Annotated in this window: 12 protein-coding genes, 1 tRNA gene and 1 pseudogene; 7 read left to right on the top strand and 7 right to left on the bottom strand. The window is 40.7% G+C overall.

What is annotated here, in order from left to right; genetic code table 11:
- Positions 1–1260 precede the first annotated feature (1260 nt).
- Positions 1261–1797, bottom strand: coding sequence for a nucleotidyltransferase family protein (locus tag V7K67_RS18800; protein WP_334730385.1), 537 nt, complete (start codon positions 1795–1797; stop codon positions 1261–1263).
- Between the two features lie 706 nt (positions 1798–2503).
- Here V7K67_RS18800 and V7K67_RS18795 point away from each other — a divergent pair.
- Positions 2504–3772: a plasmid pRiA4b ORF-3 family protein gene (locus tag V7K67_RS18795; RefSeq protein WP_334730386.1), complete on the top strand. Its 1269-nt coding sequence runs from the start codon at positions 2504–2506 to the stop codon at positions 3770–3772.
- Between the two features lie 419 nt (positions 3773–4191).
- Positions 4192–4644, top strand: a complete 453-nt coding sequence (locus V7K67_RS18790; RefSeq protein WP_334730387.1) for a GFA family protein — start codon at positions 4192–4194, stop codon at positions 4642–4644.
- 113 nt (positions 4645–4757) lie between these two features.
- Here V7K67_RS18790 and V7K67_RS18785 read toward each other — a convergent pair whose 3' ends face one another.
- The 4 genes from V7K67_RS18785 to glcD form a co-directional block, all read right to left on the bottom strand.
- Positions 4758–4940: a hypothetical protein gene (locus V7K67_RS18785; RefSeq protein WP_334730451.1), complete on the bottom strand. Its 183-nt coding sequence runs from the start codon at positions 4938–4940 to the stop codon at positions 4758–4760.
- Between the two features lie 289 nt (positions 4941–5229).
- Positions 5230–5514: a hypothetical protein gene (locus V7K67_RS18780; RefSeq protein WP_334710262.1), complete on the bottom strand. Its 285-nt coding sequence runs from the start codon at positions 5512–5514 to the stop codon at positions 5230–5232.
- Between the two features lie 5 nt (positions 5515–5519).
- Positions 5520–6023, bottom strand: coding sequence for a hypothetical protein (locus tag V7K67_RS18775; protein ID WP_334730388.1), 504 nt, complete (start codon positions 6021–6023; stop codon positions 5520–5522).
- Between the two features lie 432 nt (positions 6024–6455).
- Positions 6456–7928, bottom strand: coding sequence for a glycolate oxidase subunit GlcD (gene glcD, locus V7K67_RS18770; protein ID WP_334730389.1), 1473 nt, complete (start codon positions 7926–7928; stop codon positions 6456–6458).
- Between the two features lie 80 nt (positions 7929–8008).
- On the opposite strand from glcD, the pseudogene V7K67_RS18765 reads away from it, so the two are divergent.
- Positions 8009–8186 (top strand): annotated as a pseudogene (locus tag V7K67_RS18765) (hypothetical protein); the annotation flags it as partial.
- 94 nt (positions 8187–8280) lie between these two features.
- Here V7K67_RS18765 and V7K67_RS18760 read toward each other — a convergent pair.
- Complete coding sequence (locus V7K67_RS18760; RefSeq protein ID WP_334710258.1) at positions 8281–8598, bottom strand: YkvA family protein; 318 nt, start codon at positions 8596–8598, stop codon at positions 8281–8283.
- 263 nt (positions 8599–8861) lie between these two features.
- Here V7K67_RS18760 and V7K67_RS18755 point away from each other — a divergent pair, with 263 nt between their 5' ends.
- On the top strand, positions 8862–9095 hold the full coding sequence (locus V7K67_RS18755; RefSeq protein ID WP_334730390.1) for a hypothetical protein: 234 nt from the start codon (positions 8862–8864) through the stop codon (positions 9093–9095).
- Between the two features lie 34 nt (positions 9096–9129).
- Here V7K67_RS18755 and V7K67_RS18750 read toward each other — a convergent pair.
- A tRNA-Pro gene (locus V7K67_RS18750) sits at positions 9130–9203 on the bottom strand.
- 137 nt (positions 9204–9340) lie between these two features.
- Here V7K67_RS18750 and lipA point away from each other — a divergent pair.
- From lipA to sigC, 3 genes are all read left to right on the top strand, one after another.
- Complete coding sequence (gene lipA, locus V7K67_RS18745; RefSeq protein ID WP_334730391.1) at positions 9341–10225, top strand: lipoyl synthase; 885 nt, start codon at positions 9341–9343, stop codon at positions 10223–10225.
- A gap of 24 nt (positions 10226–10249) precedes the next feature.
- Positions 10250–11185: an NAD(P)H-dependent glycerol-3-phosphate dehydrogenase gene (locus V7K67_RS18740; RefSeq protein WP_334730392.1), complete on the top strand. Its 936-nt coding sequence runs from the start codon at positions 10250–10252 to the stop codon at positions 11183–11185.
- An 806-nt stretch (positions 11186–11991) separates the two neighbouring features.
- Entirely contained in the window at positions 11992–13242 is a 1251-nt protein-coding gene (gene sigC, locus V7K67_RS18735; RefSeq protein ID WP_334710253.1) for an RNA polymerase sigma factor SigC, read from the top strand.
- Positions 13243–13539: the final 297 nt, after the last annotated feature.

Raw genomic sequence — 13539 nt, 5'->3', positions numbered from 1 at the left:
GAACTCTTAACAGGGAACAGAAAAAAAATTAGCCCCGAATACAGGGTTTAAAGCCCCTAAATTTATTTATGAAAAGAGATAAAAATATTTGAAATGAGATGGCGTAAGCCACGATGTTTCAATGTGTCCTTGTACAAATCCCCTGATTTTAATTATGGGGATTTCCCTGTTGCCCCTTCCCTGTTCCCTTTTAACTTTATTCCTTCAAGCTCTGCCTTGTAAGTTAATTGTTGAATAAATCTAGAGTGTGGTATTTGTACAAAATTTTGATGCCCAATTTTAAATAGATATAAAAAAGGTTTAGCTGTGAGCCAAACCTTTATATAAATCCAGTGCATAACAACATCCCGAATTAATTTACCAAGCCCCTTCGGGGCGGGAACAGGGAACTCTTAACAGGGAACAGAAAAAAAATTAGCCCCGAATACAGGGTTTAAAGCCCCTAAATTTATTTATGAAAAGAGATAAAAATATTTGAAACGAGATGGCGTCAGCCACGATGTTTCAATGTGTCCTTGTACAAATCCCCTGATTTTAATTATGGGGATTTCCCTGTTGCCTGTTGCCCGTTCCCTGTTCCCTTTTAATCATTATTCTATTCATCGGGCATCTTCCTATAGGATGTGTGCAAATATCCTGATATCTGATACCGGATTACCCTAGTATAACTGAATACGTTAAATATAAAATTTGCTAATCAGCAACAAAAAAGACGGGGGTTAGCCCGTCTTCTGTATAATACGTAAAAACATCTTGGTAATTTCTGCAATATATCAAAATACTCTAATTACAATCTGCCAAATTGCCAAATGCTTATCAATAAAACAAAAATATAATTTTATCCGTAAGTTGATATTTTTATTAGCTATAAATTTTACTACCAGCACAAATTAATAGTTACTCGAAGCATATATATTTATCACTACAGTAATTGCTCTTGCACTCAAGACGTTATTTGATTTTGTTACATATTCACTAAAAATCTAAATACTTAACAAGCTGTTCATAAAAATTGCACTCATGAACAGCTGTTGATTGAAGAAGAATTCAGAAATCAGAATCAAGACGCATGCTACTTATTGAAGTGCGGAATGTGGGTTAAGACTATACGGAAGAAGCCTCAACCACTATGATTTATCACCTTTTCCCCTCCCCTTGACAAATCCTGCTTTTCCTTAACTTGTCACTAATCGGGTTGTACATTAAAAAGCGATTATTCCCTTGTAACGGAAACTAGTGGCTAAAATGTGACTGTAACTTTTACGCCAACCGTAGATAAGGACACTTTTGTAAAAAACCAGAGGACTTATTGTGTGCGTCTACGTTATGAGTATGCGTTGGTGTTGGTCGAATAATGCCACCAAATAGGTCATCCAACCCGTAGGGTGTGAAAAATTGCCATTGGCCTTGTGCATCTAGTCGAACTCCCACAGCAGTAGCAGTGTGCAGCCAATCTGCGATCGCATCCTCTGTATTAGTATAAGGTCTGCTGCCAAGCCGCCAACGAGCAAAACTGGCTTGATTTTTGACATCAAACTCCTCATGAGGAAATTTTTCTGTGAGGGTTGTCTTTGCTACTTGTTCCTGGGAACGGTTTCCTTCTGTATCAAAGAATGCAATATCAAAATCTTTAATACCTAACCCACAGTCATTGCCAAAAATTGAAGACCAAACGGTGTTTCGGACTGCACCTCCGGCTAACCACCAGTTAGGTAGATTTAGTTGAGCGATCGCAGGTAATACTGTATTAATACGTGTATCAGCTAAAATCATCTGTAGGCGAGTGTTACTATTCATATTAAATGCCTGGGATTGTCAAGTAAAAGGTGAAAATATTATCATTCACATTTCATGAAACTTACGGTGTTGATAGTCCTGCTGTGACACTTGGCAATTAAAAAGTAAAAAGTAAAAAGATAATCCCCATAAATAAATTTAGGGGATTTATTGAAGAAGGCAGAAGGCAGTTCTTGCTGAGGGCAGAAGGTTTCGTTCAGATGGGGATTCAAACCCTCTTCTGTTCGAGAGCCACCAAATTGAAAATTTGGTGGGGGTCTTAAACCCTTGCAACCGACCGTCGCGCAGACGGTGACGCTCCTGCGTCGCTAACGCTACGCTATCGGGCAATCAGAGAAGGGATAAATCCCTTCTGCCCTCTGCCCTCAGCATAGCTGCCTTTCTTGATAAGGACGTATTATTTCTCGCGCTGCGCCACGACGCTCGTTCGCATGATTGCGTCTCCCCGAATCACATTGGGAGAGGCTAACGCCAAGGGAGAAGACAAAGGCTTAGCTGCGCTATCGTTATAAATGTTTTTATTTCATTCCATAAATAAATTTAGTTGCTTGTTACCATTTTCCTTTTTCTTTATGAGTGCATTTTTATTTTTTACTTTTGCCTTGTTCGGTCAATCTTTTTGAGGGTAACTGCTGAAGTCATAGTATAAAGAAAACAAGGTTACACGAAGGTTAAATTGTGAATTGATAATTAAGAATTTTTATTTATGGAAGATTTATTTGCGCGGCTAGAACGCACACTCAATCCTGAACTGCCTTCCTTAACAGAGTCACAACAACAACTCCTACAAGAACTCAGCATTGATGAAAATCAACCCGGCACGATTCTGCATGACTTTCAAACTCTGATAGATTTCTTGCAACCAAACGGAGTGGAAGTTAGTAGTGTTAATAACCTTCTACCGCTAAAAGTACTATCAGAAGTTAATTCTCAGTTAAGTCACCCAATTGAAACTAAACTCAAACGCCCGGTACAGAAATCATACCCCTACATTAATGGACTATATCTGTTATTACGTAGTTCTGGAATAGCCCAAATTAGATCCCAAGGCAAGAAGCAGGTTTTAGTTTTAGATGCAGCAACTTTACAATCATGGTCAAGCCTGAACTTAACAGAACGTTATTTTAACTTATTAGAAGCTTGGTTGATTTGGGGAAATAACGAAATTTTGGGTGAACATCAAGATTCATTAGGGAATTTATTTAGATGTATGCAGCTTTGGCCCCGCGTCCCAGATAAAGGTTTAAACTTTCCTAAGTATGAAGATCAAAACAATATTAGTTATTATCCTAGTCTGCATAATGTTGCCCTGCTAGAGTTATTTGGATTGTTATCTATCAAACATGGTAAACCACAAGAAGGCAAGGGGTGGCGCATTACTAGTTTACAACGCTTACCCTTTGGTGATGCTCTGTTGCAATTACTCTTTCCATTGGGTATACGAGGAGAATTACAGGATGATGTAAATGTAAATTTTGGAAAATTGCAGTCACATTTTCAAGCATTTTTTCCAGACTGGCAGCATAATTTACTTGTTCCTCAGCAAGGCTTCACCGATGGTATTTATATTTTTAAAGTGTCCATTTCTAAAGCTTGGCGACGCATTGCCATACCAGCAAAAAAACCATTAAGCTGGCTAGCAGAGACAATTCTCGATGCTTTTGATTTTGATTACGATCACCTATACGAGTTTAGTTATAAAGACCGTTTTGGTCGCATCATAAAAATCGGTCATCCCTACATGGAAACACCACCATTTGCTGACCAAGTGCAGATTGGTGATTTGTCTCTCGAAGCGGGTGCTAAAATGACCTATCTTTATGATTTTGGTGATAACTGGAAATTTGATGTGCAGCTAGAAGCAATTAATTCACCTGATAACAAAATCAAAAAACCAAAAATTTTAGAAGTTCATGAAAACGCACCTCAACAGTATTGGAGTGAGGATGATGAATTGGATGAAGATGAAGGATGAGCAGGATTTAGGGAGACGCAGATAATGAAAATATCCCCATGTCTTTTGTTTGTGTCTGATACAACCCGCTTTAACATTGAGACAGTTTTAAGTCGGCGAGAATAAATCAAAGTACATTAAGTAATGTAAAAAATATTGAGATTAGTTCGCAGTGAGCGGCTCTAGTCCTCACTACAAACCTTGAATTATTCACACCGCTTTACTTATACCAATTCTGTGTGAAGATGCGCTTATGCTGCAAGAAATCAAGAACGTAGACGCGGAGCGGCTTGCCGCAGGCTACCGCCATCGCGTAGCGTCTCGTTAGAGAAGAGCGCCAAGTACGCCAAAAAATAAGAAATTAAGAGATTTGGCGCAGCTTCACAAAGAGACGGTATTAGTTACAATAAGGCAACACGAATTGTCAGGAGATAAAACTTGTGAGTCTTCCATACACTGGAGGTTGTCAATGTGGACATATTCGTTATGAAATTCATGCCCAACCGTTAACCCTTTACCTATGCCACTGCAAGGAGTGTCAGAAACAATCGTCTAGTGCCTTTGGTATGTCTCTTACAGTATTACGAGATGCTGTTGTAATTATTCAGGGAAAACCGAAAGCTTGGACTCGGAAAAATGATAGTGGACGTGAAATAAATAACCTGTTCTGTGGTGACTGCGGAACGCGATTGTTCCATGAACGGACTTACAAACCAAATACTATCAATGTCAAAGCTGGAACCTTAGATGATACAAGTTGGTTATGCCCAGTGGGTAACATTTGGACACGCAGTGCCCAGTCATGGGTGATAATTTCAGATCAATTGCTCAACTATGATGGGCAACCAGAGGATACGCAGCCTTTATGGGAAAAATGGAAACAACAACATTGACTAGTAAAAATTCTGTTCTAGGCTGGCTTTCACGTTAAGTTGACACCAATGCTCCACAACAGGGTTAACACCGCAGCCATCATTAATAGACATCTCCAGAAATTAAATATGCGTTATCCAGAGTCCTTGTAGAGACGTAGCACTGCTACGTCTCTACATTCATTTTCGGAGATGTCTAATGGTAAATTCAGTATCCTTTCTCTAAGTCCTAGTTTTCTGTAGTAATTTTCTTGATTTGTAATGGCTGGTGTCAGTAATCTTTCTAGTTGCTCGGCTATTACTTCATCTTCCACCATTGGTCTGTGTTTCTTTTTGGCGTGGTCTCTATTGGTTTTTCGGCTGGTGGTTATGGCTGGCCTCAATCGCTCAATTACTTGTCCAGATTGAGTTTCCCACTATTTTTGACCTCTGCAAATACCACCCTCGACAATTTCCCCTTTTCCTTAACTTGTCACCAATGTATGTGACCTAATCCCTTAACTTGCCGACAATGGGTGTAATCAATCATTACTTTCAGAAAAGCAGTGCTGAGTTAAAAAAATTCTTACCCAGTACTGCTTCAATGATTATCGTATTCCCGAAAATTTAGAGTTGTTTTTGGTAATATTCCTCTATTGCACCTACAGCTGTTAATAATGGCGAATCTAACGGCTCAATCCAATCCGCCACACCATGAGCTAGACCAAGGGTTGAAGTTCCTCCTGATGGTTCAAGTTTACCATTCAATGTTTGGCTTTTAATCGATTGCAAGGCTGCGATCGCGCTGTTTATCTGTGCTGAAAGCTCAGGTTTTTTGTCTTTTAGCATCTGCTCGGCAATCTCAGATGCTTGATTAATCAGCTTGACAAATTCTTCTGTTTTGGTTCCCATGATTTTTACGGACAACTAAACTTTTCTACAGCGATATTTTTTCCGTCAGACCACTTGATATTTGGATCTTTTGAATCTTGAATAAATGTCTGTTGGCCCCCACCTGGATAGCATTCTGTAGGTGCTTGAGGGGCAACAATGCCTTGATAAGTTATCGTTCCTGCTGGCAAAGTTATTGTTTCTATCATAGTGGCTTGATTGCCCCATGCTTGATTTAGAGCTAAATTCTTGATTACTTCTACATTTGTTTTATATTTGTTAGATGTTAAATACCTGCCGTATTTATTCCCACTGTTACTATAGTAGCGATAAAAAGTCTGAGGATGTGCTATTTTTACTTCCTGACATTTAGAATCCAGGAAGGTAATGGCAATGTCAGATTCTAGAGGGCATGAAGCGCTAACTTCTTTTGCCAGGACTTGTGGTGAATTGACAAAACGCGGCAATGAACTGACTGAGAAACTCAGCAGGCTTAAACTAATACATACAGAAGCCGATTTGAATTTCATCCCAACTCCTCTTCACAATCTTTTTTGAATATTAAGAATGATACAGTAAGCTTAGTTCTGTTATAGAAAGTTTATGAAATTTAAAAGTCAAATTTAGTGAATTTCTCGCCCAAATTGACGTAATGGTATTTATTCGAGGTTGTCAGATTCGCAAAAAAATCTGAGAAGTGTAATTTTTGTTACTACTAGCAATCGTGTTCTACGCAGATCCTCAGCAATTATGTTCATACTTTTGCTCCTACAATTAATAGACATTAGGTTTTCGAGACGCGATAAATCGCGTCTTCAAAGACCAATTATCCTTAACGTAAACATATTGGTAGGCTGCATCATCGAAATCAAGCAAATTCACGTTACAGAAGTAAACCTGAGTTTTTCAAAGATTCCGATGAGCAACTGTTAGTGATTCTGTAAATAAACCTTTGCAGAAAATTAAAATCTTTCCACACCTTCAAATTGTTTAAGTGCCGATGCATTTGCAGCTTCACCACAAGTTCGTGGTGTAGGGAATATCTTTTCAGGATTTGCTAACCCTTTAGGATTAAAAACTTGCCGTACCCATTGCATAGTTTCTAAATCAACTTGGCTAAACATCTGTGGCATATAGCACTTTTTCTCTTCACCGATGCCATGTTCGCCAGAAATACTACCACCGACTTGGACGCAAAGTTTGAGAATTTTTCCACCCATTTCTTCTACTTGCTCTAATGCCCCAGATACAGAATTATCATAAAGAATTAACGGATGAAGATTGCCATCGCCAGCATGAAATACATTAGCAACACGATAACCGTATTGTTTACTTAATGCCTCAATCTCATGTAAAACATAAGGCAACTGAGTCCGGGGAATTACACCGTCTTGTACATAATAATCTGGACTTAAATGCCCAGCAGCAGCAAAAGCTGCTTTGCGTCCTTTCCATAATTTCAATCGGGTTTCTGGGTCAGTAGCAGAAGTGACATTCCGCGCACCATTCTTTTTACAAATTTCGGTAACTCGCTGCTTATTTCCTGCAACTTCCACTTCTAAACCGTCAATTTCTATGAGCAGAATTGCAGTAGCATCGCGGGGATAACAATTAGTTGCGACAACATCTTCAACTGCATTAATGCTGAAGTTATCCATCATTTCCATCCCACCCGGAATAATCCCGGCGCTGATGATGTCAGAAACAGTTGCTCCAGCAGCTTCAATGCTAGTAAAATCTGCCAACAGCACACAAATTGATTCTGCACTTTTGAGAATTCGCAAAGTAATTTCTGTGGCAATTCCTAAAGTGCCTTCAGAACCAACAAATACACCTGTTAAATCGTAACCAGGCATTTCTGGGATTTGTCCGCCTAAATCGATAATTTCACCTTCCGGCGTGACAATTTTTAATCCCAAAACATGGTTAGTGGTGACGCCATATTTAAGACAATGTACCCCACCAGAATTTTCGGCAATGTTACCCCCAATAGAGCAGATAATTTGACTGGAAGGGTCAGGAGCGTAGTAAAATCCAGCACCACTAACAGCTTGTGTTACCCAACTATTAATCACCCCTGGTTGTACAACTGTCCGTTGATTTTCTAAATCAATACTGAGGATTTGCCGCATTAACGAGGTGACAATTAAAACAGAGTCTTTCACTGGCAAAGCGCCGCCAGATAGACCAGTGCCAGAGCCGCGTGCGACGAAGGGTATAGAATATTGATTGCATATCTTGACTATTTGGGCAACTTGTTCTGTAGTTCTAGGTAACACCACCACAGCCGGACGTTGGCGGTAGCCAGTTAAACCATCGCATTCATAGGTAATGAGTTCTTCTCGGCGTTGCACCACACCATTTTTGCCAAGGACAGCCTCGAATGCTTTGATAATGGGTTTCCAATTGCGTTGTTTTTTATCTTGGGTAAGCATAGTTTCTTAAAGTTCAGGGTAGATGTATGGCGTATTGTAGGTTTTTTTGAAAACACTTTAATTACTATTGTTGCAAGAATAGGTTGATCGGTCATGCAGTGCGATTAGCATGGCTAAAAAATTATCCTCATCATAGCGATCGCTATGATGAGGATAAGGCAGTGCGTGGCGATCATTTTACAACACCTCTCTAGAGGTTGCGCCAATTATATTTTGAAGGCATTCAGGTTCTTGACGGAATTTGTGAAAGATTTTTAAACTCTGAGTTCCTACCCTGCGGGAACGCAAAGCGCATCTACATTAAAAAAAATATCCCCCACCTCAGATTCCAAAAGCAGGGGTTTTGTTAAAACTACTTAACAGAAACAGCATCAACATCAATGGTGCTTGCAGTGGAGGTAGAACCCTCAGTAGTATTAGTAGGTACTTCAGCACCCACCTCACCCTTACGAGCTTTCCAGCCCTCAATTACTAGCCCAGACACCTCACTAACTAGCAGGGTCAAAAGAAAAACATCATCAATCTGTCCCACAACGGGTATAAAATCTGGCGCAATATCAATTGGGCTAACCAAATAGACTAGCGTTCCTAAAATTACCCACCAACGGTACTTGGGATTACGAAGCAAATTACGATACCAGGTGTAAAGTGATTGGATTGAAAATTTCATATTTTGAACCTCCAGTTATCTTTAATTTTGACAAATTATCCTAAAAACTCCCGGTGTGAATAACCGCCCTAGTTAGTCTGGAAGACGCTACTCATAATCTGCCATATATGTACTAGTGTCTTATTGTTTCTCTCTACTTGCGAAGTTATACTCCTATTCCGGCTTAATTTTGATGCAAGCTAAATCTGTAAACTTGGCTTTTCTTAGAGAGACTTGCTGTACTGCCTAATCAATTAGTTTCAAGCTATGAAGTTTGTTTATGGGTGAAACTCCAAACTCCAATCAGGTTGATGAATCTTTGCTTTTGCACGATCGATCAGGTTGATAAAATTTCGGAGAGTGCAGACGCAAAAGAAAACAATGTAATTGTTACTGAACTCTCGGCAGAGGCTAAGTTGAGAGTGGAGGGATTACAAAGTCTAGTTGAGCCATGCGATCGCAAAACCTACGGAATTAACAGCGATATTAATTCGTTAATCACGACATTAATTTGTTAACGACGACAAATAATTAGTTATTCGACATGTAAAATCGGGATGACTGGATTCGAACCAGCGGCCCCTTCGTCCCGAACGAAGTGCGCTACCAAGCTGCGCCACATCCCGCCATAAAAATGGCATTGTAAATATAAGAATATCACAACCTGTGCTAAATATCAGAATTACATCTATATATGATCACTTCATCCAAGGCTTTGCTTGCTACGATTGAATTTGTATAACTCTAGTGGTAAAAGCGGATTGTGACTGTAAAACCAGACTGGTTGCGGGTGAAAGCACCTGGGCGTGAGCGCATCGGTAACGTTAAAGAAATTTTGCGGGATTTAGCCCTCAATACAGTTTGCGAGGAAGCGTCCTGTCCGAATATTGGTGAATGCTTCAACGCTGGGACTGCCACGTTTTTGATTATGGGCCCGGCTTGTACACGCGCTTGTCCCTACTGCGATATTGATTTTGAGAAAAAACCTAAACCACTAGACCCCACGGAACCTACACGACTGGCCCAAGCTGTTCGCCGCCTGAACCTTAATCATGTAGTAATCACTTCTGTAAACCGAGATGACTTGCTTGATGGTGGTGCATCTCAGTTTGTGGCGTGTATTGATGCGGTTCGCTCTGTTTCACCCAACACCACAATTGAGGTGCTCATTCCTGATTTATGCGGTAATTGGAATGCTCTAGAGTTGATTCTACAAGCGGCACCAGAGGTATTAAACCACAATACCGAAACTGTCCCACGCCTGTATCGCCGGGTGCGTCCCCAAGGAAACTACGATCGCACATTAGAATTATTGCAACGCACTCGCCAAGTTTCTCCTAGCACCTACACTAAATCTGGCATCATGGTTGGACTCGGTGAAACTGATGCCGAAATCCGCCAAGTCATGCAAGACTTGCGAACTGTGGATTGCGACATTTTGACCATTGGCCAATACCTCCAACCCAGTCAAAAACATTTGCAAGTAAATGAATTTGTCAACCCAGAACAATTTGCTGCTTGGAAGGCATTGGGCGAAGAAATCGGATTTTTACAAGTTGTTTCCTCACCATTGACAAGAAGCTCATACCATGCTGAACAAGTTAGAGAATTAATGGAACGTTACCCCCGCTCAAAAGTTAGGAGTTAGGAATTAGGAGTTATGAGTGAGCAGATGTACTCCAACACAAAACTTTCCGTTGCAATTCTTGGTGCAGGTGCTTGGGGTGCATCTTTAGCAAATCTCGCCGCAGCAAATGGTCATCAGGTGCGCGTGTGGTCGCGTCAAGGTTCCCAAACTCTCCAAGCAGTTTTAAAAGATGTCGAAATAGTCCTGTCCGCTATCTCAATGATTGGTGTGAGAGATGTTGCTTCCCAAGTCCAGTCTTTCCCCCTTTCTCCAGAGGCAATTTTTGTGACGGCGACGAAAGGCTTAGATCCCCAAACCACCTGCACACCCTCACAAATTTGGCAAACAATATTCCCTAACCATGCAGTGGTTGTTTTGTCTGGGCCTAATTTATCAAAAGAAATTCAAATGGAATTACCAGCAGCCACCGTGGTAGCTAGTAATATTCCCACGGCTGCGGAAGTAGTGCAGTTAGTATTTTCTTCCCATCGTTTTCGGGTATACACCAATCCCGACCCCTTGGGGGTGGAACTGGGGGGAACACTGAAAAATGTGATTGCGATCGCAGCTGGTGTATGCGATGGTTTACAACTGGGAACCAATGCTAAAGCTGCTTTAGTCACCCGTGGACTTACAGAAATGGTTCGCATCGGCAACAACTGGGGTGCAAAGACGGAAACATTTTATGGTTTATCGGGTCTAGGAGATTTGTTAGCAACGTGCAATAGTCCCTTAAGTCGCAATTACCAAGTCGGCTATCAGCTAGCTGGTGGTAAGTCACTTACAGAAACTCTCGCAAATCTACAAGGAACTGCTGAAGGAGTAAACACTTGCCAGGTTTTGATGCAACGAGCCAAGCAACAAAACATCACAGTCCCAATTACTGAGCAAGTTTATCGGTTACTTCAAGGCGAAATCACACCCCGACAAGCACTTGATGAACTGATGCTGCGAGATATCAAGCCAGAGTACAACTACTAGAGGATCGATTCATCAAAAGCAGTACGCTTGGCTTTGTGAAAAATTGTAGGTTGGATTAAGCAAAGCGCAACCCCACAAAGCCCCAGAAATGTTGGGTTTCACCACCTTCAAAACCTACGCAGTATTGAATACAGTTGGAATGCAATACTGCTCGCTTTGTGCATTTTTAACTCAGAATTGGGTTTGGGGAAAAGGTTAAAGGTTTTTTCTTTCCCCTTTCCCCTAAAACCCGACAAGTGATGAGATTCCGGCCGATTCTTGTTGAAATTGACGGATTAGCACGGCACTGAGAGAGTATTTAATAACTTCCCCGCGTTTTTTATCTCCGTGTCGAGAGAATTTTTGCCGTTAATGCTAATCACTGCCCCGATATCTATTAGTTCTACTTATACCTGAATAATCCTGAGAAAAAATTGCTAAATCGTCAGGATATTACTTTTGTCGCCATGTAAATGTGACTATGCCAATTATAAAGATGACATTCACCGAAGGATGTTTATACTGTGTTCCAAAAGTTACTATCAAAAACCATCAAGGTTGAAATATTAACTAAGTAGTTGAAATATTGAAAGCCAAGCTGTGGATTTAAATAGCTATTGGTTGAATCAAAAATTTAGCAGCCGATTAAGTTCAGTAATCCTGTATCTAATAAAACCATTACAGTCAATTTCTAAAAAAATTGTAATGGAACCTTCAACCATGTTAGTTCATCGTGATTCACGGGAACAATAGCAACAGTTGAATAGCTGACCGTAATCTAAGCTGACCGAAATCTATTGTTACCTGGAGCCATTGAGACGATCTTTATGCCAGCAACATCTTTTTATGCAGATGCCCCCTACAACACCAAAAAGTCCCGCCAGGCTTTGGACTCGGATCTCACGGTTGATGACAGTGAGTTATCGGTAGATGACCTACAGGAGCTAGAGATGGCTTCTGTTGACAATGCTAACTTTGCTGCTAATACTAACCGTCGGAGTACAGACCTAGTACGTCTATATCTTCAGGAAATTGGTCGGGTTCGCTTGTTAGGGCGGGATGAAGAGGTTTCAGAAGCTCAAAAAGTCCAACGCTACTTGCGGATGCGAATAGTACTTGCTAACGCCGCCAAGCAAGGGGATGAAGTAATTACACCTTATCTTCGGTTAATTGAAGTTCAAGAACGTCTTACTTCCGAACTGGGACATCGGCCATCTTTAGAAAGATGGGCTGCCACTGCTGACATAATCTTATCCGATCTCAGACCGACTTTGGCAGATGGCAAACGTCGCTGGGCTGAAATCGCCAAGTTGACAGTAGAAGAGTTGGAACAAGTTCAATCCCAAGGACTCCAAGCAAAAGAACACATGATTAAGGCGAATCTTCGCTTAGTTGTGTCTGTTGCCAAGAAGTATCAAAATCGTGGTTTGGAATTGTTGGATTTAGTCCAAGAAGGTACATTAGGTTTGGAGCGAGCTGTAGAAAAATTTGACCCAACTAAGGGTTATCGCTTCAGTACCTATGCTTATTGGTGGATTCGTCAGGGTATTACACGGGCGATCGCTACTTCTAGTCGCACGATTCGCCTACCAGTTCATATTACCGAAAAGTTAAACAAAATCAAAAAGGCTCAACGCAAAATTGCTCAAGAAAAAGGTCGCACTCCAACTCTAGAAGATTTAGCAACTGAGTTAGAGATGACACCGACTCAAGTCCGAGAAGTTTTGTTGCGGGTACCTCGCTCCGTTTCTTTGGAAACCAAGGTAGGTAAGGATAAAGACACTGAGTTAGGCGAATTACTCGAAACTGACAGTGTAACTCCAGAAGAGATGTTAATGCGAGAATCTTTACAAAGAGATTTGCATCATCTTCTGTCAGATTTGACTAGCCGGGAGCGCGATGTAATTTTGATGCGCTTTGGTTTGGCAGATGGTCATCCTTATTCTTTGGCAGAAATTGGCCGCGCTCTTGACTTATCGCGCGAACGAGTTCGGCAAATTGAATCTAAGGCTTTGCAAAAGCTACGTCAACCCAAGCGTCGCAACCTCATCCGCGACTATTTGGAGTCTCTAAGTTAGTAATTTGTCATTAGTCATTTGTCATTAGAAAACTACACTTGACAAATGACTAGGGACAAAAAGCTGATTTGATTCCCAGGTTAAAAGCTTTTTATAGGCTTACAGCAAATAATTAGCATTAAATTGTACAGGAGTTCTCCCCAAATCTTTGCTCAGATATCTTGAAGGTGGGGAGCAACTAAACAATTCAAATTTAACTTATGCAGAATTCAAAGTCAAGGGATGCAATGATTACAAGTATCCTAACTATTAGCTGTATGCAAATTAAATGCATTACAGCTTATTACTTGAATTTTG

This window comes from Nostoc sp. (genome assembly GCF_036917155.1).
Classification (GTDB): Bacteria; Cyanobacteriota; Cyanobacteriia; order Cyanobacteriales; family Nostocaceae; genus Nostoc.
This window is presented reverse-complemented; position numbering and strand designations above follow the sequence as displayed.